General features: G+C 70.1%; 27 protein-coding genes. 16 read left to right on the top strand and 11 right to left on the bottom strand.

What is annotated here, in order from left to right:
- Positions 1-143: 143 nt before the first annotated feature.
- Both AMYNI_RS0115435 and AMYNI_RS0115430 read left to right on the top strand, forming a co-directional pair.
- Positions 144-467 (top strand): DUF4333 domain-containing protein, encoded by a 324-nt coding sequence (locus AMYNI_RS0115435; RefSeq protein WP_063713838.1) that lies wholly within the window; start codon positions 144-146, stop codon positions 465-467.
- 21 nt (positions 468-488) lie between these two features.
- Positions 489-1,748 carry an HAD family hydrolase gene (locus AMYNI_RS0115430; RefSeq protein WP_020668921.1) on the top strand — a complete coding sequence of 420 codons (1,260 nt, stop codon included), beginning with the start codon at positions 489-491 and terminating at the stop codon, positions 1,746-1,748.
- 1 nt (position 1,749) lies between these two features.
- On the opposite strand, the gene AMYNI_RS0115425 is transcribed toward AMYNI_RS0115430, so the two are convergent.
- Complete coding sequence (locus tag AMYNI_RS0115425; RefSeq protein ID WP_026360492.1) at positions 1,750-2,565, bottom strand: thermonuclease family protein; 816 nt, start codon at positions 2,563-2,565, stop codon at positions 1,750-1,752.
- A 212-nt stretch (positions 2,566-2,777) separates the two neighbouring features.
- Positions 2,778-3,098: a nucleotide pyrophosphohydrolase gene (locus tag AMYNI_RS0115420; RefSeq protein WP_020668919.1), complete on the bottom strand. Its 321-nt coding sequence runs from the start codon at positions 3,096-3,098 to the stop codon at positions 2,778-2,780.
- 63 nt (positions 3,099-3,161) lie between these two features.
- On the opposite strand from AMYNI_RS0115420, the gene AMYNI_RS0115415 reads away from it, so the two are divergent.
- From AMYNI_RS0115415 to AMYNI_RS0115390, 6 genes are all read left to right on the top strand, one after another.
- Entirely contained in the window at positions 3,162-3,500 is a 339-nt protein-coding gene (locus AMYNI_RS0115415; protein ID WP_026360491.1) for a DUF3024 domain-containing protein, read from the top strand.
- 230 nt (positions 3,501-3,730) lie between these two features.
- Positions 3,731-5,659 carry a nitrate- and nitrite sensing domain-containing protein gene (locus AMYNI_RS44635; protein ID WP_157357362.1) on the top strand — a complete coding sequence of 643 codons (1,929 nt, stop codon included), beginning with the start codon at positions 3,731-3,733 and terminating at the stop codon, positions 5,657-5,659.
- On the top strand, positions 5,629-5,988 hold the full coding sequence (locus AMYNI_RS44630; RefSeq protein WP_051116326.1) for a DUF742 domain-containing protein: 360 nt from the start codon (positions 5,629-5,631) through the stop codon (positions 5,986-5,988). Before AMYNI_RS44635 ends, AMYNI_RS44630 begins: the two co-directional genes overlap by 31 nt.
- Positions 5,989-6,066: 78 nt before the next feature.
- Positions 6,067-7,191: a hypothetical protein gene (locus AMYNI_RS0115400; RefSeq protein ID WP_020668915.1), complete on the top strand. Its 1,125-nt coding sequence runs from the start codon at positions 6,067-6,069 to the stop codon at positions 7,189-7,191.
- A gap of 42 nt (positions 7,192-7,233) precedes the next feature.
- A complete protein-coding gene (locus AMYNI_RS0115395; protein WP_020668914.1) occupies positions 7,234-8,808 on the top strand; it encodes a hypothetical protein in 1,575 nt (524 codons plus the stop codon).
- 123 nt (positions 8,809-8,931) lie between these two features.
- Positions 8,932-9,543, top strand: coding sequence for a glycoside hydrolase family 25 protein (locus AMYNI_RS0115390; protein WP_020668913.1), 612 nt, complete (start codon positions 8,932-8,934; stop codon positions 9,541-9,543).
- A 10-nt stretch (positions 9,544-9,553) separates the two neighbouring features.
- On the opposite strand, the gene AMYNI_RS49550 is transcribed toward AMYNI_RS0115390, so the two are convergent.
- From AMYNI_RS49550 to AMYNI_RS0115375, 3 genes are all read right to left on the bottom strand, one after another.
- On the bottom strand, positions 9,554-9,718 hold the full coding sequence (locus tag AMYNI_RS49550; RefSeq protein ID WP_020668912.1) for a hypothetical protein: 165 nt from the start codon (positions 9,716-9,718) through the stop codon (positions 9,554-9,556).
- 213 nt (positions 9,719-9,931) lie between these two features.
- Positions 9,932-10,864, bottom strand: coding sequence for a type I pantothenate kinase (gene coaA / locus AMYNI_RS0115380; protein ID WP_020668911.1), 933 nt, complete (start codon positions 10,862-10,864; stop codon positions 9,932-9,934).
- A gap of 253 nt (positions 10,865-11,117) precedes the next feature.
- Complete coding sequence (locus tag AMYNI_RS0115375) at positions 11,118-11,732, bottom strand: macro domain-containing protein (RefSeq protein WP_020668910.1); 615 nt, start codon at positions 11,730-11,732, stop codon at positions 11,118-11,120.
- 97 nt (positions 11,733-11,829) lie between these two features.
- Between AMYNI_RS0115375 and pheA the strand changes: the two genes are divergently transcribed.
- Positions 11,830-12,738: a prephenate dehydratase gene (gene pheA, locus AMYNI_RS0115370; RefSeq protein ID WP_026360490.1), complete on the top strand. Its 909-nt coding sequence runs from the start codon at positions 11,830-11,832 to the stop codon at positions 12,736-12,738.
- Positions 12,735-13,352: a histidine phosphatase family protein gene (locus tag AMYNI_RS0115365; RefSeq protein WP_020668908.1), complete on the top strand. Its 618-nt coding sequence runs from the start codon at positions 12,735-12,737 to the stop codon at positions 13,350-13,352. The genes pheA and AMYNI_RS0115365 overlap by 4 nt, the downstream gene beginning before the upstream one ends.
- Before the next feature lie 158 nt (positions 13,353-13,510).
- On the opposite strand, the gene tenA is transcribed toward AMYNI_RS0115365, so the two are convergent.
- On the bottom strand, positions 13,511-14,197 hold the full coding sequence (tenA, locus tag AMYNI_RS0115360) for a thiaminase II (protein WP_026360489.1): 687 nt from the start codon (positions 14,195-14,197) through the stop codon (positions 13,511-13,513).
- Positions 14,198-14,310: 113 nt separating this feature from the next.
- On the opposite strand from tenA, the gene AMYNI_RS0115355 reads away from it, so the two are divergent.
- A complete protein-coding gene (locus tag AMYNI_RS0115355) occupies positions 14,311-14,967 on the top strand; it encodes a DUF4232 domain-containing protein (protein ID WP_020668906.1) in 657 nt (218 codons plus the stop codon).
- 4 nt (positions 14,968-14,971) lie between these two features.
- Here AMYNI_RS0115355 and AMYNI_RS0115350 read toward each other — a convergent pair whose 3' ends face one another.
- The 4 genes from AMYNI_RS0115350 to AMYNI_RS0115335 form a co-directional block, all read right to left on the bottom strand.
- The gene (locus tag AMYNI_RS0115350; protein WP_020668905.1) at positions 14,972-15,370 is read right to left on the bottom strand and encodes a hypothetical protein; all 399 of its coding nucleotides are present in this window, start codon (positions 15,368-15,370) and stop codon (positions 14,972-14,974) included.
- Positions 15,371-15,458: 88 nt separating this feature from the next.
- A complete protein-coding gene (locus AMYNI_RS0115345; protein ID WP_020668904.1) occupies positions 15,459-16,751 on the bottom strand; it encodes an MFS transporter in 1,293 nt (430 codons plus the stop codon).
- Between the two features lie 139 nt (positions 16,752-16,890).
- The gene (locus AMYNI_RS0115340) at positions 16,891-17,241 is read right to left on the bottom strand and encodes a metallopeptidase family protein (protein ID WP_020668903.1); all 351 of its coding nucleotides are present in this window, start codon (positions 17,239-17,241) and stop codon (positions 16,891-16,893) included.
- A 3-nt stretch (positions 17,242-17,244) separates the two neighbouring features.
- The gene (locus AMYNI_RS0115335; protein ID WP_020668902.1) at positions 17,245-18,240 is read right to left on the bottom strand and encodes a septum formation family protein; all 996 of its coding nucleotides are present in this window, start codon (positions 18,238-18,240) and stop codon (positions 17,245-17,247) included.
- Positions 18,241-18,360: 120 nt separating this feature from the next.
- On the opposite strand from AMYNI_RS0115335, the gene AMYNI_RS0115330 reads away from it, so the two are divergent.
- Genes AMYNI_RS0115330 through serS form a run of 5 tightly spaced genes read left to right on the top strand, consistent with a single transcriptional unit; the run spans position 18,361 to position 22,903 of the window.
- Positions 18,361-18,960: a hypothetical protein gene (locus AMYNI_RS0115330; protein WP_020668901.1), complete on the top strand. Its 600-nt coding sequence runs from the start codon at positions 18,361-18,363 to the stop codon at positions 18,958-18,960.
- A complete protein-coding gene (locus AMYNI_RS0115325; RefSeq protein WP_020668900.1) occupies positions 18,961-20,127 on the top strand; it encodes a glutathionylspermidine synthase family protein in 1,167 nt (388 codons plus the stop codon).
- Positions 20,128-20,187: 60 nt separating this feature from the next.
- A complete protein-coding gene (locus AMYNI_RS0115320; protein WP_020668899.1) occupies positions 20,188-20,640 on the top strand; it encodes a DUF350 domain-containing protein in 453 nt (150 codons plus the stop codon).
- A 32-nt stretch (positions 20,641-20,672) separates the two neighbouring features.
- Entirely contained in the window at positions 20,673-21,581 is a 909-nt protein-coding gene (locus tag AMYNI_RS0115315) for a haloalkane dehalogenase (RefSeq protein WP_020668898.1), read from the top strand.
- A gap of 56 nt (positions 21,582-21,637) precedes the next feature.
- Positions 21,638-22,903: a serine--tRNA ligase gene (gene serS, locus AMYNI_RS0115310; RefSeq protein ID WP_020668897.1), complete on the top strand. Its 1,266-nt coding sequence runs from the start codon at positions 21,638-21,640 to the stop codon at positions 22,901-22,903.
- On the opposite strand, the gene AMYNI_RS0115305 is transcribed toward serS, so the two are convergent.
- Complete coding sequence (locus tag AMYNI_RS0115305; protein ID WP_020668896.1) at positions 22,887-23,651, bottom strand: maleate cis-trans isomerase family protein; 765 nt, start codon at positions 23,649-23,651, stop codon at positions 22,887-22,889. The two genes, serS and AMYNI_RS0115305, sit on opposite strands and share 17 nt — an antisense overlap.
- Positions 23,652-23,740 lie beyond the last annotated feature (89 nt).

Below are 23,740 nucleotides of genomic sequence, written 5' to 3'. Positions count from 1 at the left end.
TGTCCGTACATCTACCCGGTGTTCGACGGGCCTTCGCCGGATCCGGTTCCACCGAATGGCGGATCAATTCCTGAAGTGCCCGGCACCGTACCTCGTGCGCGCGCGATCGGCGACCCCTGCGCGGCTCCGCTACAGTGCGGGCGATGTTGACTACGTGGAAGCGGGGAATGCTGGTCCTGCCGGCGCTGGCGGCCGTCGCGCTCGGTGGATGCAGCAGTACGGAAAGCACTTCGAAGATCTCCAAGGAGAATCTGCAGCAGAGCGCGACCCAGGCGCTCGAGCAGAAGGTCGGGCAGCGTCCGGAGAAGTTCGACTGCCCAGGCGATATCGATGCCAAGGTCGGCACCACGACCCGGTGCGTGCTCAGCGACAAGACCACCCGATACGGCGTCGCGGTCACGGTGACCTCGGTGGAGGGCAGCAACTTCAAGCTGGACGTCCAGGTCGACCAGGCACCCATGCAGTAGCAGTTCATCCAGGAGGTCCGGGTGTCGAGGATTTCGCGGGCGCTGGTCGTGGCCGCCGTACTGGCCGCACCGTTGCTGCCCGCATCGGCGAGTGCGTCCGAAGTGGAATCGCGGCCATGTCCGCAGTTACGGCTCGCGGATCATTGGTACGGCGACAACGCGGCGAAGATCCAGCGGGTGATCGACGAGCGCGGCCGGTGCGGAACGGGCGGCCGGCCGCTGGCGGTGTTCGACTGGGACAACACCGTGATCAAGAACGACATCTCCGACCAGACCATCTTCTGGATGCTGCGCCACGACAAGGTGCTGCAACCGCAGGCGCGGGATTGGCGCAGCACCAGCAGGTTCATCACCGATGCCGGCGCGGACGCGCTCGCCGCCGCCTGCGGCACCGCGGTGCCGGCCGGTGCTCCCTTGCCCACCAGCAGGAATTTCGCCTGCGCCGACGAGATCCTTTCGGTGCGCAAGTCCGGGAAGACCACTTCGGGAGAAGAGGTCTTCGCCGGGTACAACCACCGGTACATGGAGGCGGGCTACGCCTGGGTCGCGCAACTCAACGCCGGCTACCGGCCGGCCGAGGTGCGGGCCATCGCGCGGGCGGCGCGGGACGAGGCGCTGCGCGCTCCGGTCGGCGCCACCCAGCGCGTCGGTTCCGGCACCGAAGTGGCCTGGGTGCGCTACTACCCGGAGATCAAGGACCTGATCGCGACGCTGAACCGGGCTGGCTTCTCGACCTGGGTGGTGTCCGCGTCGCCGAAGGAAACCGCGGATGTGTGGAGCGCCGAAGTGGGCATCCCGCCAAGTCGCACCATCGGCATCAACTCCCTCACCAGCCACGGCCGCATCAACGGTCACCTCGAAGGCTGCGGCGGGCTGCCGGACGGCGCGGACGCGATCATGCCGTACATCGACGGCAAAAGGTGCTTCATCAACAAGAAGATCCTCGGTATCGAAGGCGCCGCGCAGCTCGACGCCGCCCCCGAAGCACAACGCCAGGCACTGGCCGGCGGCGACGCGACCACCGACGTCACCATGCTCCGCGACGCCACCGGCGTGCGCGTCACGCTCAACCGCAACAAGGACGAGCTGATGTGCCGCGCCTACGACAACGCGGACGGACGCTGGGCGGTCAACCCGATGTTCATCCAGCCGCTACCCGCGCTGAACCGCGCGTATCCCTGTGCCACCAACGCGTATGAGAACGCCGACGGCTCCACCGGCCCGGTGCTGCGCGACGACGGCACGGTCATCCCGGACCAGCGCGACACCGTGCACGGCTGACTCATTTCCGCTCACAGGCGACACCGTCGCCGTCAGCGTCGAGTTTGCGGCTGTAGCCGGGGTCCCCGCGGTGCAGTGGTGCCACACCGGCTGCCCTGGCCGCGGCGCAGTTCGGGTAGTAGCCCGCGGGTGCCTCGGTTTCGCGGGCGGGCGGGGCCTCGGTGGCGGGTTCGGGCTCGGCGGCTTTCGTGGTCGCCTTCGGGACCGACGCCGCGGCGGTCGGGCTCGGGGCCGGTGCCGGGGAGTCGATGTTGCCCTTGCAAGGAGAACCCCATAGGCCGAGCGCGCCGGTGCTGGCGATCCGCTCGGCCGTCTGCAGCGAGGAGCCGACGGCGGCCGACGCTCCGTCCACAATGTACTTCGCGTAGCCGGCCTGCAACGCGGTGGCCGCGTAGTCGGCGCCGTTGGCCGTGGTGAGCGAAGCCAGCGCGATACCGGCCTGGTCGGTAACCCCCAGCAGCTGGACCGTGATCGCCTGGCCGATCAGTTGTCCGATCGCCCAGGCAGCGGCTTCGTCGTGGAAACAACCGGTACCAATCGGTGCCCGGATACCCGCCGCGCGCACCTTTTTCCCGCTGGCGAGCACAACGGTATGGCCATCGGTCACCGCTGTGACCCTTTCGTTGACGACCGCCGGAGAAGGAGACGTCGTTGTGGTGGGAGTGGCCGAGGTGGTCACCGGTGCCGCCACCGGCTGGGGATCGTCCGGCGATCTGCCGAAGATCGCGCCGAGCACGAAAAGCACGGCGAACACGGCGAGCGTGATCTTGAGCCATTTCGGCAGCCGTTTTCCCGGCATAGACTCCTGCGACGGCATGGTGTTCACTGGCGCTCCTCCGGAGCTCTTCGCGCCTGATCGCGGCGCACTGTCCTCCCTACTCGCGGAAAAGCCCCTGGTTGTTACTTGCCGACTCCCAGCATCACGAGCGGGCCACGAAATCGATTCGAACCACTACGCCCGCCGATCCGGCCGACACATTTTCCGCCCGATTCCGACGTAGCTTCGGACGCCGTCCGGTATGCCGGGGTTCAGCTGTGCAGTGGCGGGAAGCGGTGCTCGTTGCGGTCGATCTTCGTCCGCGCGGCGGCGATCAGGTCGATGCCGAGCACGTCGGCGAGCCGGATCAGGTAGAGGGTGACGTCGGCGATCTCGTCGCGCACGTTCGCGGCGAGGTCGGGGTCGTCGAGGCAGGCGACGGCCTCGTCGGGGGTGAGCCACTGGAACAGCGCGGAAAGTTCGCCGACCTCGCCGGACAGCGCCATGACCAAGTTCTTCGGGGTGTGGAAACCTTCCCAGTCGCGGGCGGCGGCGAAGTCGCGCTGGCGCTGGATGAGCTCGTCGAGTGTCACGATCGGAAAGTATGAACGGCACGCCCGTCGGCGGGCGGGCCGGTGGTTGGTATGACTGTGGGCATGTCGTCGATACCCGAGTTCCAGCAACGTCAGATCGAACGGTGGTGCGCCGGCCGCGTACCCGCTCGGTTGCGCGACGAGATCCGCGTGGAATGCCGGCGCCGCGGCGGCTCGGTGACCATTCTCGAACGGCGGGCGCAGTGGTCCGGGGACGTCGGTTCGGAGTGGATCGAGCAGCGGGTGGCACAGCTGCGTTATGACGCGAACGGCCGATGGTCGGTTTACTGGGCGGACCGCAACGGCCGCTGGCTCAGCCATCCCGGGTTCCCGGAGGCGGACACCCCGGTGCCGCTGCTGGCGGAGATCGACCGCAACCCGGACGGTGTTTTCTGGGGCTGACCGGTTACGGGGCGCCCATCGGCCGTATGGGGCACCTCCGTTGACTGCAATTTGCAGCCTGCATAACGTGACCTCTGCCGAGGGAGCGGCGTTCGCGCCGGTCCGGCGGTCGGGTGCGGGGGGACCCGGTGCGACGACGAAGCCGGAAGGGTCTGGACCGCTTGAGGCGCACAACGAGCTCGCGTGGCAGGGCGCGATCGCTCCAGGCGCGGGTGCGAACACTCGCACTCGTGCCGGGTATCGCCCTGCTGCTCGCCGGGCTCGCGCTGACCGGCCAGCTGGTGGCGCAGTCCGGTGAGACCCGCGGCCCGGCAGGCCGGTTCGCCGCCACCATCACCCCGGTCGCGACCTTCCTCACCGCGGTACGGGAGGAACGGCTGCTCACCCTGCGCGCACTGGCAAGGCCGGCGGAGAACAGGGCCGCGCTGACCGAGCAGCGGACCCGGCTCGACCTGGCCTTTCGCGAGCTGCCGGCGGACACGCTGGCGGAAGACCCGGCCACCGCGACCAGGACCGCGGTCGGCAAGCTGCGGGTGCTGCTCGACCAGCTGCCCGCGCAGCGGCAGGCGATCGACACCGCGCAGCAGTCGGCCGCGCAGGCCTACGCCTTCTACAACCAGATCGCCGACACCGCGCTGACCGCGCAACGGGGCGAGCCACCCGATGCCCGGTTCGCGTTGTCCCAGTCGGCCGCGCTGGGAATTTTTTTTGGCGCCGAACATTTTGCCCGTGCAGATGCACTTGCGGCCGCGGCCGTCGGGCGGGGCAGCCTCGGTGGCGAGGACTTCCGGATGTTCGCCGGGGAGACGGGCGCCTACCACGCCATTCTGGATCGTGGTGGCCTGCTGGTCGGGGACGACGGCAGGCGGGTCGTCGCGGTGGAGAACGCGCTGACCTCCGCCGGGCCAGGCGTCACCCCCAAGCTGCCGGTGCCCGAAACGGAATGGCGGGAGGCCGCGGCCGGCCTGCTCGACCGGCTCACCGGGAAGTACCTCCAGCAGGGCGGTATGGCGGCTTCCTCGGCGCTCGACCGCGGCGGGAACACGTTGACCGGCGGGCTGCTCGGCGGTGCCGCGCTGGTGGTCTTCGGGCTGGCCGTGTGCCTGGCCGGAAACCGGCTGGCGAACCGGCTGGCCGCCAGGCTGAGCGGGCTGCGCGACGAAACCCTGCAGGTCGCGGACCGGCAGCTGCCCGAACTGCTCGGTCGGGTGCGCACCGGCGAGGAGCTGGACTCCGGTGCGGAGGTGTACTTCGCCGACCACGGCGAGGACGAGATCGGCCAGGTCGCGGACGGGTTCAGCGAGGCGCAGCAGAGCGTGATCGCGGCCGCCGTGCAGGAGGCCAAGATCAGGAAGGGCGCCACCGCGGTGTTCCTCAGCCTGGCGCACCGCAGCCAGCTGCTCGTGCATCGGCAGTTGAAGGTGCTCGATCAGGCGGAACGGAACCAGCAGGACCCCGGCCAGCTCGAGCTGCTCTTCCAGCTCGACCACCTGACCACCCGCTCCCGGCGCAACGCGGAGAACCTGATGGTGCTCGGCGGTTCCAGGCCGGCCCGGCAGTGGCGCAACCCGGTCCGCCTCGACGACGCGGTGCGCAGCGCGATCGCGGAGACCGAGGACTACGCGAAGGTCGGCCTGACCGCGGTGCCGGACGTGTACCTCGACGGCTCGGTGGTGGCCGACCTGGTGCATCTGCTGGCCGAGCTGATCGACAACGCCAGCTCGTTCTCCGAAGCGGGGGTCGAGGTGCGCGGCAACCCGGTCGGCCGTGGGCTGGTGCTCGAGATCGAGGACCAGGGCTGCGGGCTGGACGACGACCGGCGCGCGGAGCTGAACGCGTTGCTGCACAGTCCACCGGACTTCAGCCGGATGGCGTTGTCCGGCGAGCCGCGGCTCGGCCTGTTCGTGGTGGGCACCCTGGCCGCCCGGCACCGGATCGGGGTGACCCTGCAGGAGTCCGGTTACGGCGGGGTGCGGGCGATCGTGCTGATCCGCAGCGAGCTGCTCTCCGCCGAGCCGGTGCCGGACCAGGCCGACGGCGACGTTCCGTCACCGCGGCCGAGGCGGGTCGCGACCACCCTGCACATGCCCCCGCCGAAACGTGTCACCCCGGTGCGGGAGGAGGGCGGATGGCCGGCGAAAGCGCCTTACAGCCTGTGAATCCCGGTGACGAGCCGTTCTTCGACGAGGCCGCCGGTCCGCTGGTGCGGCCCTATGCGATGGTGCGCGGCCGGGCCCGGCCGAACACCTACGGCCTGGAGCCGGTCACTCTGGTCGTCGCGCTGGTGCCGGTGCGGGCGAAGACCGGCCTGCCGCCGGAGCTGGAGCGACTGCTGCGGCTGTGCCAGCGGCCGATCTCGGTGGCCGAGGCGGCGAGCAGGTTGGACCTGCCGGTACTGGTGGTGCGGGGCCTGCTCAACGAGCTGATCGCGCGGCGTGAGGTGATCTTCCGGCCGGCGGACTCACTCCGGGTGCCGGCGGTGAGCTGAATGCTGACCGAGGGTGGCCGGTTAGGCCGAAAAGAGTACGCAGTTGGCCGTCGGCCAGCGCCGAACGGGTGCGGCACTATGGGGCAGGTGACCCCGTCCCCGGATCTGCGTGCCTACCTGCGCTCGCTCGATGTGCCCACGCTGGCCGAACTGCTGGTCGAGCAGGCGGACCGGGACCCGCGGCTGCGTCAGGAGCTCGAACTGCGGGCGGCCGCGCAGGGCGGGGCGGTGGCGGAGGCGCATCGGCTGCTGGACAACGCGTCCCCGGACCTCGTGCCGCACGAGGAAGCCACCGCGTACGCGACCAAGGTCGGCCCGGTGCTGGACACCCTGCGCCGGCTGCTGGACGCTGGTACCCAGGCCGATCTGGCGCCGCTGGCAAGGCGCGCGGTGGACCAGATCAGCGAGGCGCTGGGCAGGCTGGACGACCCGACCGGCGCGACCGGTGACGAGCTGGCCCGCGCGGTGGCGTTGTACGCGCGGGCCTGTGCCGCGCATCCGCCGCCGGCGGACCGGCTCGCCGACTGGATTCTGGGCATCGAGTTCGGGCTGCCGGGCGGGCCGCCGATCGAGCTGTCCGCCTTCGCCGCCGCGCTCGGTGAACCCGGGCTGCGCCGGATACGGTCCACTGTGGACAAAGTGCTGGCGGAGACCGATGCGGCGCAGGACGATCCGCGCCGCCAGGTCGCGGGGCGGCTGCTGGAGGAACTGGCCGAGATCTCCGGTGACGTGGACGAGCTGGTCGCCATCCTGTCCGCGAAACCGCCCCGGCTGGAGGTCAGTCTCAAGATCGTCCGGGTGCTGCGGGCCGCCGGGCGGCACACCGAAGCGATCGCGCACGCGGCGAAGGCGCTGGTGAAGGACAAGGGGCAGCCCCGTCCGTCGACCGAGCCTCCGGCACCCGCCGTGCCTCCGGTGTCCATTAAGGACACAGAAGACACGGCAGACACCGAAGACACCGGCGAGCTGGTTCGGGCGTGCCGGGCGCAGGTCGAGGAGCTGATCGCGCAGAAGGACGCCGCGGGTTACCAGCAGGCCGCCAAGGAGCTGCGCCGGCTGCGGACCCTGCACCGGCGGGCCGGCACACCCGAGGAGTTCGCCGGCTACCTGGCGGAGCTGGTGGAAACCCACCGGCGCAAGACAAGGCTGCTCGCCGAGCTGCGGAACGCGCGGATCGCGCTGCCCAAAATCGCGCACAGCTGACCCGCGCGATCGGCCGCCGGGGACGGTGGAAACATAGGCGCCATGAGCCCGGTGAGTCGTGTACGGAAGACGCAGTCCTCCAACGAAGAGGACGCGCAGCAGAGTGTGAACGGCTTCTTCAAGGACGTGTTGCGTGACTTCGCCGAGCTCGGCAACGAGCCGGAGCACCTGCAGGTCGAGCTGCTCACCTCGGAGATCATGGGTGAGTGGTGGGAAGCGGACGATGATCTCGGCCCCGAGCTGATCGAGTTCGCCGAGCGCAAGGCGAACCCGGCCGCGGCCGCGCTGCTCACCGCGCTGAGCGTGCTGGCCGAGACCGCCGACCAGCGCCGGCATGCCGCCGACGCGCTGGCCAAGGTGGTCGCCGGTGGGCTGCCAGAGCCGGAGTGGGCGCCGGGCTTCGCCCAGGTCGCCGCCGGCGAGTGCTGGCGGACCTCCGATGTGTACGGCGACGCGTCCTCGGTGCTGTGCGTGTTCGGCGAGGGCGAGACCGCGCACGGGGTGCTGGCGCTGGTCGACTTCACCGAGTTCAGCGGCTGGGTCAAGGACGTCGTGGTCGTCGAATCGCCGGACGAGGTGCTGGCCGAGATGCGCGACCAGGCGGTGGAGGGCGGTGAGCTGGTCACCGTCGAGCAGCTCCCGCCCGAGTTCGCGAACCGGTTGCTCACCGACGGCCTCGCGGCCACCGACCGGTTCGAGGACCCCGAGGTCAGCGCCGACTTCATCCGGTTCCGCGCGCTGGCACTGGCGCGCCTGCGGAGCCTGCCGGAGCCGGCACCGGAACCGGAGCCCGCCGAATGGACCGCGGAGCAACGGGACGAGGCGGTCGCCGAGTTCTTCGCCGCGGTGTCCGCGGAGAAGGTCGAGGACACCCCGGCGGCCCGCGCGGTGGCCGGACTGATCGTCGACTTCGGCTGTGCGCACGATCCGCGGCGGCCGCTGCGGGTCGGCCCGGAAAAACTGGCCTACTTCCTGGATGCCTTGTCCGACGCGGAAAACGAGCTCGATGACGAGCTGATCGACGCGCTGGGGGAGGTGCTGCTCGGCTGGGCCGAGTGGGCCGGCGCGCGGGACGGCCTGTCCGAGACCGCGGTGGCCGCGCTGACCGATCTGCTCGCGGAGAGCCTGGAGGAGTTCGGCCAGGACGAGTCCGTTTTGGACGCTTATCTGGACGATGTGGACGGTACGGAGGACGGGGAACCGCTGGACCCGGCGGAGGTCGCCGAACTGCTGGACCGCCGGATGTTCGCGATTCCCTCCGTCTACACCGAGATCGGCGGCGAGGAGCTGGAGCTTTCCCCCGGCGACCCCGAGCAGCGCCGGCTGCTGGTGATCGGCGAGCACCCGGAGTACCACGAGTCGCTGGCCGGGGACGAGTTCGACGGGGAGCCGCGGTTCGAGCTCGCGGTCAAGACGACCGTGGTCGACCAGCTCTGGGAGAACGACCCGCCCGAGGTGTGGCAGGCCGCGCAGCGGCTGGTCGAGAAGGGCCTCGAACGCGAAGAAGTGCTGCTCGAACTGGGCCGGGTGCTCGGTGAGCAGCTGCGGCAGACCGAGGACGAGCGGCTGGAGTTCGATCTGGAGGACTACTGCCGGGGGCTGAGCGCGCTGGGCTGACTCTCGGTACCCGCTTACCTGATCTCTGCTCCACCTGTGTGAAATTCACCTGCTCGGCCGGGCTGACCACCGGCAGGCTGGGACAGTGGAATGACACCCAGGCTCAGGCTGTGGAGGTCGGCGATGACGGACTACGGCATAGACATCTCCCACTACCAGTCCGTCGAGGACTGGAAAGCGGTGCGGGACAACAACATCACCTACGCGGTGCTGAAGGTGACCGAGTCCACCGACTACGTGGACCCGACCTCCGCCGGGTACGCCGACGGCGCCCGCGGAGCCGGGGTCGCGGCGGGTGGCTACCACTTCGCGCGACCGGTGGACGTCGGGGCGCAGGTCGCGCATTTCGCGGACCGGTTGTCCGAGCGGGGCTTGCTCGGCTCGGGCAGTATCTGGCCGGCGCTGGACCTGGAGGCCGAAGGGTTCGGCGACCCCAACGCGTTCGCCCGCGACTTCATCGCGCAGTTCCGGGAACGCACCGGCGTGCGGGGCATGTTGGTGTACGCGAACCTGAACTGGTTCACCACCATCCTGCGGCCGGACGAATGGGCCGATGACGGGGTGCTGCTGTGGATCGCTCGCTACAACGGGGATCCCGGCAACCCGGGCTGGGCACACTCGCGACTCGCGGTGCACCAGCACAGCAGTACCGGTTCGGTGCCCGGAATTCCGGGAAGCGTGGACAGGAACGCGACGGTCGGTTCCTACGGTGTCGCCAGTTTCACGATTCCATAACGGGTTTCGGTCAGGCCGCGGTGCTGCCGGAAGCTTTTTTCGCCAGCTCCGCGGCCTTCTCGCGACGATCGCCGATCGCGTCGTCGAAATCGAGGATGAACGCGCCGAAGGCCATCGTCACCAGCAGCGCTATACCGAGCATGGCGCCTATCCAGGTCAGGATGATGGAAAACATCTGCCCGCCTCCTCTCCGGTTCAAGGGGTGTTTCCTTGCTAACCAGGGTCACCGCGGAGGGGGTATGGCGGTATCGGCCAACCGGTTACCGCTGGCCGAGCGGGATCGGCCGTTCGGCCGACCTCGCGCACACCCAAAGTCGCGCCGGGCCACGAATGGCCTCCGCCGGCGGGGCCGGCCCGCCCGTTAGGCGCAACGGGCGGCTGCGCCAGGTCAGAGCTTGCGCAGCCGGACCCGGTTGATCGAATGGTCGGCGTCCTTGCGCAGCACCAGGGTCGCCCGCGGCCGGGTCGGCCGGATGTTCTCCACCAGGTTGGGCTCGTTGATGGTGCGCCACAGGTGCAGCCCCTCGGCCCGTGCCTCGTCGTCGGACAGCCCGGCGAAGTGGTGGAAATGCGAGGCCGGGTCGGCGAAGGCGGTGTGCCGCAGCTTGAGGAAGCGCTCGACGTACCAGCGTTCGATGTCGTCGTTGTGCGCGTCCACGTAGATCGAGAAGTCGAACAGGTCGGACACGGTAAGCCGGGGACCGGTCTGCAGCACGTTCAAGCCCTCGACGATCAGGATGTCCGGCCGGCGGACCACCTGCTCCTCGCCGGGCAGGATGTCGTAGGCCAGGTGCGAGTAGACCGGCGCGCTGACCTCTTCCGCCCCGGATTTCACCTCGGCGACGAACCTGAGCAGCGCCCGGCGGTCGTAGCTCTCCGGGAAGCCCTTGCGGTGCATGATGCCGCGGCGCACCAGTTCGGCCCGCGGGTAGAGGAAGCCGTCCGTGGTGACCAGGTCGACCCTGGGGTGGTCCGGCCAGCGGGCGAGCAGGGTGCGCAGGATTCGCGCGGTGGTCGACTTGCCGACCGCGACACTGCCCGCGATGCCGATCACGAACGGCACCTTGGTGTTGCGGCAGTCCTCGCCGAGGAAGGTGGTGGTCGCCTCGTACAGCCGCTGCCTTGCCGCGACCTGGAGGTTGATCAGCCGGGACAGCGGGAGGTAGACCTCGGCGACCTCGGCAAGGTCGACCTGTTCGCCGAGCCCGCGCAGCCGGACCAGTTCCGCCGCGGTCAGCGGCAGCGGAGTGGATCTCCGCAGTTCGCGCCATTGTTCCCGGTGAAGCTCCACGTAGGGGCTCAGTTCGCGGACCCGTGGCATTCGCACACTCCACTCGGTGTCGGCACCGATGCCTACAACTTCGTAACGCGGTTCCAGCCATTGCCGCCGCTGCAATTGCGGCTCTTCAACGGTAGGGCTTACCTGCGGTAAACGCGCTGTGACTTACTACACGCCCGTGTTTTCGCCACTCGCTGTAGTCGGGGGAGCAGCCCCTTAAGGCCACCATGTCGGCACTGAATGCCGTTATGGTGGCCTTAAGGGACAGTCGCTGCCGGGGTGGGGTGACGGTGGGTCACCGAGTGGCGAAGACCTCTTCCCAGGCGGCGGCGACCTGGCGTGCGCAGGTCTCCGGCGAGACTCCGCCGACGCCGGTGCCGAGGCCGGGCATCGCGATGGTGTCCACCACGCGGCGGACGTCGAAGCCCTGTTCGAGCCTGCCGTCCCGCCATTGCAGGAACACCGCCCGCGCGGCGAGATAGGGGTGCACGGTGTCCGCGGGCAGCAGCTCACCGGGTTCGCGCATGGTCGGTGCGCTGATCAGCCAGGCCGGGGAGGGCTCGCCGGTGGGCACCACGACCGCTTCACCGATCGGCAGTTCGCCGCCGTGGTAGGCGAGCACCGCACTCCGCACGTTCTGCTCCACCTCGGGGAACGCGCGGGCGTAGACGGCGTCGATGCCGCCGCGCATCCAGCCGTAGGAGTTCGCGGGACTGACCACCGCCTGCGCGGGCACGTCGAGGACCGATCCGCGGTGCACGCGCACGGAGCCGCCCAGTGGGCGCAGCACGGCCTGCCAGGCTTGGGCCAGCGGTTCGTCGACAGCGCACAGCACCAGTTCCGGTGTGCGGGGTATGGCCTGCTCCCCGGAGCCCTTCCGGGTGGTGTGCGTGCCGGATTCGGCGGTCACCCATACAGCATGGCAAAAAACGCCACCCGGCGTAACCGGTTTGCCTACCGGCTGTCCGAGTGAATGTGCACACAGCGGGTTTGCGTAGCCTGGCGGCGTGTCGAGGATCGCCTATTTCGGGCCGCAGGGGACTTTTACCGAACAGGCCGCGCGTGTGCTCGCTCCCGAGGACGAGCTGGTGCCTGCCGAAACCATCCGGCTCGCGCTGGCGGCGGTGCGCGCGGGCGACGCCGACGCGGCCTGTGTGCCGGTGGAGAACTCGGTCGAAGGCGCGGTGACCGCGACTTTGGACTCCTTGGCCGAAGACCTGCCGCTGGTGGCCGTGGCGGAGGCGCTGCTGCCGGTGCACTTCAGCGTGCTGGCCAGGCCGGACGGCGCGGAGATCAAGACCGTCGCCAGCCATCCGCATGCGCTTGCGCAGGTGCGCCGGTGGCTGGAGGACAACCTGCCCGGCGCGACGCCGGTGGCCACCTCCTCCACCGCCGCGGCGGCGGTGGAGGTGCAGAGCGGGCAGTTCGACGCCGCGGTGACCGCGCCGGTCGCCGTGGAGCACTACCCGCTGCGGGTGCTGGCCACCGGGGTCGCCGACGAGAACGACGCGCAGACCCGGTTCCTGCTGGTCCGCCGGCCAGGCCCGCTGCCGGAGCCGAGCGGTTCGGATCGGACGTCGGTGGTGGCCGCGGCGGCCAACCGGACCGGCACCCTGGCCGAACTGCTCACCGAGCTCGCCTTCCGCGGGATCAACCTGACCAAACTGGACGCCCGCCCGCTTCGCGGCAATTTCGGCGAGTACCGGTTCTTCATCGACTTCGAGGGCCATGTCGCCGAGCCCCGGATCGGGGACGCGCTCGCGGCACTGCGCCGCCGTTGCGACAACGTGCGCTTCCTCGGTTCGCATCCGCGTGCGGACGGTGTCCCGGCCACCATCGAGCCCGCCGGCGGGAACGACGACTTCACCAGCGCCGCGACCTGGGTCGCGGCCGTTCGTAAGGGGGAACTGGCTTGAGGCTCTACCTGATCAGGCACGCGGAGAGCACCGCGAACGTGCGCAAGGCGCTGGACACCGCGCTGCCGGGCCCGCCGCTGACCGACCTCGGCCGCGAGCAGGCGGAGGCGCTCGCCGAGTCCGTCGGCGATCAGCCCATCGTGGCCGTCTACGCGTCGCACGCGATCCGGGCGCAGCAGACCGCCGCGCCCTTGGCCATGAAGCTCGGCTTCGAAACGCAGCTGGTGGAAGGCGTGCAGGAGGTCTCGGTCGGCGATCTCGAAGGCCGCACGGACCGGGAGGCGATCGAGATCTACGCCTCGGTGGTGCATCCGTGGACCCGCGGCGACCTCGCCGTCGAGATGCCGGGCGGCGAGACCGGCGAGCAGGTGCGCAGCCGTTACGTCGGCGCGGTCGAGCAGCTGCGGGCCAAGCACGAGCAGGCGGATCCCGATGGCATCGTGGCGCTGGTCAGCCACGGCGGCGCGATCCGGCTCGGCTCGGAATGGCTGTCCGACAACGTCCGCCCGGAGATCGCCGACGAGGGCCTGATCCCGAACACCGGCATGGTGGTGCTCGAAACGCGTCCCGATGGCGGCTGGCACTGCCTGAGCTGGTGCGGCGTACCGATGTAAAGCGCCGTGAGCCCCTGCTCGGCGCCTGGCCCCGAGGTTGTCCACAGTTGCCGGCCCGTGTGGACAACTCGCCTTTCAGCGACGGCCGGCGGCCTTGGTGGCGATAGGCTGGAGCGGGGCCGCCCCCCGGGATGGGTGGGGGCCGCGCTGGGGGTGGACTAGCCGAAAAAGTGGGCGGTGGGCCAGGTTTCCAGGCGGTAGGCGGAGTCCCAGAAGAGCCATTCGTACTCGCTGGCGCGGGTGAAGGCGGCCAGCATGCGGTGCCGGGTGGCTTCGTCGGCGGCCGCGGCGGCGCGGTCCACGGCCTGGCGGCAGGTGCGCACCGAGGCGGCGAACTCCTCGTCGGCATAGGTGTCGATCCACGCCCGGTAAGGGTTCTCCACGCCGGGTCGCTGCCGGCGCAGGATGTCCTCGCCGACGTGCTGGTACACCCAGAAACACGGCAGCAGGGCAGCGATCAGCTCCGGGTAGCCCTCGGTCTGCGCCACGGCCAGCAGGTACGACGTGTAGCCGAGGCAGGTCGGCGAGGTCTCGATCGCGGCCAGGTCGCTCTCGTTCAGGCCGAAGCGCTCGAAATAGCCCTCGTGCAGGGCGCGTTCGACCACGACGGACTCCCTGGCGGCGCCCGCGAAGAAAGTCAGATCGCCGGGGTCCGGTGCGCGGGCGGCGGCGACGGCCAGCGCGCGGCCGAAACCGACCAGGTAGCGCGCGTCCTGGGCCAGGTAGAACTGGAACCGCTCGCGGGACAGCGAACCCGCCGCGAGCTCCTCGTTGAACGGGTGCTCGAGCACGGCCTGTTGTAGTTTCACCGTGTGCTGCCACGCCTGGTGACTAAATCCCGTCACGAGCATCCTCCCTGGTTATTTCGGCCACCCACATGACCGTACCCACGCAACCAAAGGTGTGGACCGCACGTCTGCCGGGTAGTAACCACCCAGAACAGGGAGGCGAAAAAATCATGGCACGAGGCAGGATCTCGCAGGTCGGGCTCGCGGTGACCGGGGCGGCACTGGCCGCCGCACTCACCGGGTGCGGAGACGGCGGGGGCAACGCTGCCCAGCCACCGGCCAGCACGGCCACCGACACCCCGAGCGCGTCGTCGTCCTCTTCGGCGCCCAGCTCGACGCCGAGCAGCAGCGGTACTCCCACGTCCGAGGCGCCGCCGCCGGCCCCGCCGCAGGACAACGGGCTGTGCAAGGCGAAGGACCTCGAAGTGTCACTCGGCGGGGGCGACGCCGCGGCCGGCACCGTGTACCGCTCGCTGATCTTCAAGAACGTCAGCGGCCAGAAGTGCGAGATCCAGGGCTTCCCCGGGGTCTCCTACGTCGGCGGCGAGGACGGCCACCAGGTCGGCCCGGCCGCGTTCCGCGAAGGTCAGAAGGGCGAGCCGATCAGCCTCGGCAAGGGCGAGACCGCGTCCGCGGACGTCGGCTTCGTGAACGTGCACAACTACGACCCGACCGTCTGCCAGCCGCAGCTGGTGCGCGGGCTGCGGATCTACCCGCCGCAGGAGACCGAGTCGAAGTACGTCGAGATGTCCGGCAACGGCTGCGGCAGCGACAAGATCCCGGGCAACCAGCTGACCGTGAAGACCATCCAGAAGGGCAGCGACTGAGCCGTCACAGCCGCGAGCACAGCTCCTGGGCCTTGGCCAGGTGCCGCCGCCCACCGGCGTCGGCGAAGTTCAGGCTGACCACCATCCGGCTGACCCCGTCCAGGTGATCGGCGAGCGCGCCGTAGGTGGCGTTCAGCTCGGCGGCCGCGGTGGCCAGCTCCCGCGCGGCGGTGATCTGACGCAGCGCACCCGGCTGCAACGCCGCCCTGCCCTCGCCGGGTTCAGGCAGTCCGCCCGCCCTGGTCAGCGCACCGCAGGCGGCCCTGGCGTCCTCCGCCGGCCCCGGTGACGGGCCGGACAGCGACCACAACAGACCAAGCACCCCACTGCCGAGCACGAAACCGGCGAGTGCGGCGAGCACCAGCGGGCGGCGGGACGGGCCGGGCTCGGGCACCTGATCCATCGAACCTCCGCTGGCCTGGGTGGAAGCTGCCATTCCACCCCACCCGGCTGCCGGTGCCTCGGGATTGCGGCCGGATCGTTGCCGATCGCTACCCGGAGCGGTCCGAGTACCGCGCCACCGGTGCCGCCTGCGCCGCCGGCTCCCGCCGCGCCGGCACCGGCGGGCTCTCCAAGGAGAAGCCGCGCAGCGAGTACCAGGCGAAACCGGCCAGCGCCAGCTGAAGCAGACCGGAGGTCAGGAAGGTCGACGCCGGGCCGCCGAGCCACCGGGTGAGCAGGCCGCCGAGCAGCGCCCCGACCGGGATCGCGCCCCAGACCGCGGTGCGCCACACCCCGAGCACCCTGCCGAGCAGCTCACCGGGCACCAGCGAATGCCTCGCCGAACCGAGCACCACGTTCACCGCCACCACCGCGGCCGCGAACAGCCCGAACAGCGCGGCGGACACCGACGCCACCCGGCACAACCCCATCGCGGTGAACGCCAGCCCACCCGCCAGCACCCCGCCGGCCAGCACGCGATGGCGGCCGCACGCCCGGATCAGCGCCGGGGCCACCGCGGCACCGGCCAGCCCGCCGAGCCCGCCGGCCAGCGCCAGCAGGCCGAACGCCGCGGGGCTCAGCCGCAGGTCCTCCAACGCGTACAGCACCAGCTGGGCCTGGGCCAGCTCGGTGGTCAGGCTGACCAGCGCGGCGATCAGCACCAGCCGGACCAGCAACGGGTTGTGCCGCAGCCAGCGCAGCCCGCCGGCCAGTTCGGTGCGCAGCCGCACCGGCTCCCCGGCGGGCCGCCGCGGCCGGTAGCTGCCCGCCATGCCCAGCAGCAGCGCGGCCGCGACGGCGAACCCGACCGAGTTCAACAGGAAGGGCATGGCGGCGAACACGGCGAAGGTGACACTGCCGATCGGGCCGCCGAGAAAGGTCTGGCCGACGATCTCGCACCCCTGGAGCTTGCTGTTCGCCGCGTCCAGCCTGCTCCGCTCGACCACCGACGGGATCAGCACGTTCGCCGCGCTGTCCGCCACCGTCTCCGCGGTGCCGATCAGCAGCGCCGCCAGGTACACCAGCCAGATAGACGCGGAGCCGGTCAGCACCAGCAACCCGGTGGCGCCGACCACCACCGCCCGCACCAGGTTGGCCACCAGCACCGCCCGGCGGCGGTCCACCCGGTCCAGCATCGCCCCGGTCAGCAGGGCGAACAGCAGCCAGGGCACGAACTGGGCGGCGGACAGGCCGGCGATCAGCAGCGGGTCGCGGGTGAGCGTGGCGGCCAGCAGCGGGAAGGCGACCTTGCCGATGCCGTCGCCGAGGTTGGACACCGCGCTGGAGGCGAGCAGCCAGTTCAGCCGGCGTTCGCCGCGCGCCGACTTCCTCGCTGGGTTCATCCCGTGCCCCCGGACAGACCGAACTTGGCGAACCACTCAAGGCGATCGTCGCATGACCAACTGTTACCGCAAAAGTCCATCGGGATACGAAGCGTATTTGTTACGTGACTGACTGCTGATCAAGCAGAAATGCTGACGCTCAGCCCCAGCCGAGTTCGTGCAGCCGGTCGTCGTCGATGCCGAAATGGTGCGCGACCTCGTGCACCACGGTCACCAGCACCTCCTCCACCACGTGCTCCTCGTCCTCGCACATCTGAAGCAGCGGCTCGCGGTAGATGGAGATCCGGTCCGGCAGCACCCCGCCGTAGTCCGAGGTGCGCTCGGTCAGCGCAATGCCGTGGTAGAGGCCCAGGATGTCCGGCGCCTCCTCGTTGTACGGCTCGACCAGCACGACCACGTTGTCCATCGCCTCGGCGAACTCCGGCGGCAGCTGGTCGAGCGCGTCGGAGACCAGCTCGTCGAACCGGGTCGACGTCATCTCAACCGGCATCCGCTATCCGCCGCTCGAACTGCTGGACGGTGCTGGAGACGACTGGTCGGTGCCCGACTCCATCGGGGCGGATGTCGGGTCCGGCGCCTTCTTCACGCTGCCGGTCACCGGGGCGAGCCCGCTGCCGTCCTCCAGTTTCGCGCCGACCTTGCAGTTCACCGTGGTCGAACCGGCGTCCCAGCTCTCCTGCGAGCGCAGATCCCAGGCCAGGATCACCTTCTGCGCGGCGAGGTCGGTGCCGCCGGTGTATTCCTCAAGTGCCTTGTTGCACTCGGTGTCCAGGTACGCCTTCTGCTCGTCCTCGTCCGGATAGTCGGAGAACTTCTCCTTCAGATCCAGTTCGGCGACCATCTCGTAGGCGTGCGGCTGGGCGCAGTCGATCGGGTCGCCCGGCACCTTGCCGGTCAGCGCCAGGCAGCTCCCGGTGGGCCAGACGTTCGACTGCGGCTGTTCCGCGGCCGGCCCGGTCAGCGTCTGCAGCTTCCCGCCGGGCCCGGCCCACTGCAGCACGCAGCGCAGCTGGCGGTCGCCGGCGGCCCATTCGTCGTCGCCGGGGCGGAGCGCGCTGATGGTGAGCTTGCCCTCGGGGTCCAGCGGTTTGCCGAGGTAGGCCTCGGTGCCGTCGGTGCAGCGTTCGTTGGCGATCTCCCGCCAGAGCTGGAGATCCGGCGAGGGCGCACCCGGCGGATACCGGTCCGCGATGTCCACCACCCCGGTCACCTCGGACAGGTGCGGCTCGGCGCAGGACACCTTGTGGATGTCGCCGGCGTCCGGCTGGGCCCAGGTCAGGCAGCTGCCGGTGGGCGAGTGGAAGGCCTCCTTCGCGGCCTTCGACATCTCGGCCTTGCCGCCGCCTCCGCCGCCCTTGACGTCATTGCTCCAGGAGAAGGTGACGCTCAGCCCGAGAGCCAGCAACGCGCCCACGAAAACACCGGCCATCACCAGCCGGGTACGCAGCGTGTGCTTGGCGGTGCGGAACCGCCCTGGCTCGTCGGACATCTATTCCATGATGCCTGCGTCGGCCGCACCTGGCCGCCGGTGGGTGGCTAGTCTGGATGCACAGGGCACAGTAGGCACAGTAGCTCGTGTTCGTGGTGGCCAGCGGTTATGGAGCGGTCGATGACGGAAGACAACACGCCCGGGGGCGACCAGACCCCGGAGCAGCAGCCCCAGCGCGGCTCGATGCGGTTTCAGGACGCCGAGTCGGCGACCCGGCGCGAGCCCAGCGTCGCCGAACAGCGCGCCCGGCGCAAAGCGCTGCAGGAAGAGGAAGAACGCGAGATCGCGCAGGCGGCGGCGGACCGCAAGTCGGCCACCAAGCGCAAGATCCTGATCGGCAGCGGGGTCACCGTCGGCCTGGTCGGGTTGGTCGCGACCTACTACACCGTCGCGCAGCCGGAGAACGTGCAGGCCTCCTGTACCGACGGCAACGACATCGTCGTGCAGAACGACGACTACTGCGACGAGGCCTACGTCACCAGCCACGGCGGGCACGTCAGCGGCGGGTTCATGTTCCTGCCGCTGTTCATGGGCGGCGGGCAGTACCGCTACAACTACGGCGGCACCGGCGCGGTCGGCAGCAGGGTCTCCGGCGGCAGCTTCGACAAGCCGGCGAACGCGAACGTGACCACCAAGTCCGGCAAGTCCGTCCAGCGCGGCGGCCTCGGCATCAGCGGCAAGAGCAGCACTGGCGGCACGGGAAAGAGCGGGGGCTCTTAATTGCACAGGGATTCCAGCACCCCTCGGCGGGACTGGCAGCGGACCGTCGAAGAGCAGGGGCTGGTGTTCGGCACGCCCGCGCGGTACGAGTCCGGGCAGTCCCGGCCGTACTGGGACGAGTCGGTGCACTACGTGCTCGAGATGGACGAAGTGCTCTCCGTGGAGGCGGACGTCGAGCTTCTGCACTCGATGTGCTTGGAAGCGGTGGAGAACGTGGTGCTCACCGAGCGCTACGCCGACTTCGGCATCCCGGAGTGGGTGTGGCCGCACATCGAGGAGTCCTGGAAGCGCCGCGACCCGCACGTCTACGGGCGGTTCGACCTGCGCTACGACGGGAAGAGCCCGGCGAAGCTGCTGGAGTACAACGCGGACACCCCGACCTCGCTGCTGGAGGCGGCGGTGGTGCAGTGGCACTGGAAGACCGAGGTGTTCCCCGAGGACGACCAGTGGAACTCCATCCACGAGCGGCTGGTCGAGCGGTGGGCCGAGATCAAGGACCTGCTGCCCTCCAACGAACTGCACTTCACCTGGTCCACCGCGGACCCCACCGGTGAGGACCACGTCACCACCGCGTACCTGCAGGAGACCGCGGCCGAGGCCGGGCTGGACACGGTCGGGCTGGCGATCGAGGAGATCGGCTGGGACCCGCTGCTGAAGCGGTTCGTCGACCTCGAAGAGGTGCAGATGAACACCGTGGTCAAGCTCTACCCGTGGGAGTGGGTGGTGGACGAGGAGTTCGGCAAGTCCGTCGCCGCGTCGCTGCCGCAGACGCTCTGGGTCGAGCCGCTGTGGAAGATGCTGCTGTCGAACAAGACGCTGCTGGCAGTGCTCTGGGAGAACTACCCCGGCCACCCGAACCTGCTGCCCGCGTTCGTGGACGACCCCGGCCTGCTCACCGAGTACGTGCGCAAGCCGAAGCTGGGCCGTGAAGGCGCGAACGTGCAGATCGTGGCCACCGGCTACGAGACGCAGACCGGCGGGGTCTACGGCGCGGAAGGGTACGTCTACCAGGCGTTCGACCCGCTGCCCGAGTTCGACGGCTACCGTCCGGCGCTGGGTGCCTGGATCGTCGGGGACAACGCGGCCGGGCTCGGGATCAGGGAGACCGCGGGTCTGGTCACCGACGACGGTGCCGCTTTTGTCCCACATCGCATCCCCGAGTCGTGATAGAAGCTCCCAGGACGGCACAATCCACGCGCGACACTTCTGCGATTCCTGGGAGAACCTGTGAGCACGACCCTCGCGTTGTCCGAAACCTTCGGCACCGATCTCGTCAAAGGCATCGGGGCGATCCTGCTCTACGGTGTGGTCGGCCTGCTGCTGATGTTCATCGGCTTCTACGCGATCGACTGGACCACCCCCGGCAAGCTGTCCGACCTGGTCCGCCGCGGCCTGCCGAACGCGGTGATCGTGACCGCCTCCGGGCTGCTGTCGATGGCCTTCATCGTGGTCGTCGCCATCTTCAACTCGGCGAGTGACCTCACCGAGGGCCTGATCACCTCGCTGACCTACGGGCTGATCGGCATCATCGTGCAGGTGCTCGCGGTGCGGCTGCTGGAGTGGGCGACCAGGATCGACGTCGGCTCGACCATCGAGAGCGAGCAGTTCGCGCCGGTGACCATCGTGGTCGCCGCCGCGCACCTGGCGCTCGGGCTGGTGGTGGCGGTCGGCATTTCCTGACTCGGCCGTGCTCACCCCCTAGGGTGGTAGGCGTGCGCCTACTGAGGACACCGGACGACCGGTTCGCCGACCTGCCCGACTTCGACTTCGACCCGAAGTACGCCGACATCGAAGACCCGCACGGCGGGCTGCTGCGGCACGCGTACGTGGAGGCGGGGCCGCCGGACGGGCCGGTGGTGCTGCTGCTGCACGGCGAGCCGACCTGGTCCTACCTCTACCGCAAGATGCTGCCGGTGCTTGCCGACGCCGGGCTGCGCGCGATCGCGCCCGACCTGGTCGGCTTCGGTCGTTCGGACAAGCCGGCCGAGATCGCGGACCACAGCTACGCCCGGCATGTGGAGTGGACCCGCGCGCTTGCCTTCGACGCGCTCGACCTGCGCGACGTCACGCTGGTCGGGCAGGACTGGGGCGGGCTGATCGGGCTGCGCCTCGCCGCGGAGCACCCGGACCGGTTCGCCAGGGTGGTCGCCGCGAACACCGGGCTGCCGACCGGTGACCACGACATGCCGAAGCTCTGGTGGGCCTTCCACGACGCGGTGGAGAACGCGCAGGTGATGGACATCGGCCGGTTCGTACAGGCGGGCACCAGGACCGAGCTGTCCGATGAGGTCAAGTCCGCCTACGACGCGCCGTTCCCGAACGAGATGTACAAGGCGGGCCCGCGCGCGATGCCCGGCCTGGTGCCGACCAGCACGGACGACCCTGCCACCGAGGCCAACCGGGCCGCCGTCCGCCAACTGTCCACATCGGACCTTCCGGTGCTGTGCGCGTTCAGCGACGGCGACCCGATCACCGCGGGGATGGAGCCGCTGCTGCGGGAGTACCGGGGTGCCAAGGGACGGCAGCACACCACGATCACCAGTGCCGGGCACTTCCTCCAGGAGGACGCCGGTGAACGGCTGGCCGAGGTCGTCGCCGGCTTCGTCCGCGACGGGAGCTGACTCCGCGGGGAAACTGCCTGGAGGGCCGGGAACCGCTGCGACTACCCTCTGTCCTCGTGATTGACCCCAGGATTCTGCGCGAAGACCCGGATGCCGTGCGCGCCTCGCAGCGCGCCCGCGGTGAAGACGAGGCAGTGGTGGACAAGCTGCTCTCCCTCGACTCCCGGCGCAGGTCCGCGATCGCCCGTGCGGACAAGCTGCGCGCCGAGCAGAAACAGCTCGGCAAGCGGATCGGCGGGGCCAAGGGCGAGCAGCGGGACGCGCTGCTGGCCGAGGGCAAGGAGCTGGCCGCGCAGGTCAAGGCCGCCGAGCAGGAGCAGGTGGTCACCTCCGAGGAGTTCGACGAGCTGCACCGGCTGGTGCCGAACCTGGTGCGGCCGGGGGTGCCGGCCGGTGGCGAGGACGACTTCGAGGTGCTCAAGCACGTCGGCACGCCGCCCGAGTTCGCCTTCACCCCGCGCGACCACCTCGAGCTCTGCGAGGGGCTCGGCGCGCTGGACATGGAGCGCGGCGCGAAGATCTCCGGCTCGCGGTTCTACTTCCTCACCGGGATCGGCGCCCAGCTGCAGCTCGCGCTGCTGAACATGGCCGCCGCGCAGGCCACCGAGAACGGCCTGACGCTGATGATCACCCCGTCGCTGGTGCGGCCCGAGGTGATGGCCGGGACCGGTTTCCTCGGCGCGCACTCGGCCGAGGTGTACCGGCTGCGCGACGACGACCTGTACCTGGTCGGCACTTCCGAGGTGCCGCTGGCCGGCTACCACGCGGACGAGATCTTGGACCTCTCCGCCGGGCCGAAGCGGTACGCGGGCTGGTCGTCCTGCTACCGGCGCGAGGCCGGCTCGTACGGCAAGGACACCCGCGGCATCATCCGGGTGCACCAGTTCGACAAGGTGGAGATGTTCGTGTTCTGCCGCCCGGAGGACGCCGAGGCCGAGCACCAGCGGCTGCTCGGCTGGGAAGAGCAGATGCTGGCCAAGATCGACGTGCCGTACCGGGTGATCGACACCGCGGCCGGCGACCTCGGCACCAGCGCGGCCCGCAAGTTCGACTGCGAGGCGTGGGTGCCGTCGCAGGAGACCTACCGCGAGCTGACCTCGACCTCGGACTGCACCACCTTCCAGGCCCGGCGGCTCAGCGTGCGCTACCGGGACGAGAACGGCCGCCCGCAGACCGCGGCCACCCTGAACGGCACGCTGGCCACCACCCGCTGGCTGGTCGCGATCCTGGAGAACCACCAGCTCGAGGACGGTTCGGTGCGGGTGCCCGAGGCGCTGCGGCCGTTCCTCGGCGGCCGCGAGCTGCTCACGCCGGTGCGCTGAGCGCTGCCTCACCGGGCAAATAGCCGGCTATTTGCCCGGTGGGGACACCGGCGAGGCGCAGCGCGGCGTGCATGGTGACCTGGTTCGCGGTGAGCACCGGGATGCCCAGCCGCCGCGTCAGCGGGGCGACCAGGTCGAAGGTCGGCACGTTGGTGCAGCTGATGAACAGCGCGTCCGCGCCGGAGGTGTCCAATCCGGACGCCGCGGCCAGCACGTCGGCGTAGGACATCTTCCAGATCTCGCCGAGCAGGCCGAGCCCGATCGCGGCGGTGGTGCGCACTCCGGACTCGGCGAGGAAAGCCAGCAGCCGGTCGGTCACCTCGTCCACATAGGGCGTGACCACGGCCAGCTTGCGCACCCCGAGTTCCGCGCAGGCCCGCACCAGCGCGCCCGAGGTGGTGCAGGCGGCCGGTGCGCCCGCCGCCAGCATGGCGTCCACCAGCGCCCGCTCCCCGCGGGCGCCGCCGACGAAACTGCCCGAGGTGCAGGAGTACGCGACCGCGCGGGGCTGCGGCACCAGCAGGTCGCGGGTGGCCCGGCGGACGCCGTGCGGGTTGCCGAGCGCGGCGGCCTGGCCGACCGTCACCGGGTCCGGCAGGTAGGGCAGCCGGGTGATGTGCAGGGTCACCCGCGCGGGCACCCAGCGCCACAGCTCGCGGTCCAGCGCGAAGTCGAACGGGGTCACCACGCCGATCCCGGTCTGCGCAGGTGCGATCGGCGTGCAGGGGTCGAGCGGCTCACGGTCCATGGTGCCGCTCCTCGTCGTCCAGCCACCGGAAGTAACCACTACGCTAGGTTCACGCGGCTGAACTGCGAAGATGCCGGGCCAAGGCTTCA

This window comes from Amycolatopsis nigrescens CSC17Ta-90, from assembly GCF_000384315.1.
GTDB classification, from domain to species: Bacteria; Actinomycetota; Actinomycetes; order Mycobacteriales; family Pseudonocardiaceae; genus Amycolatopsis; species Amycolatopsis nigrescens.
This window is presented reverse-complemented; position numbering and strand designations above follow the sequence as displayed.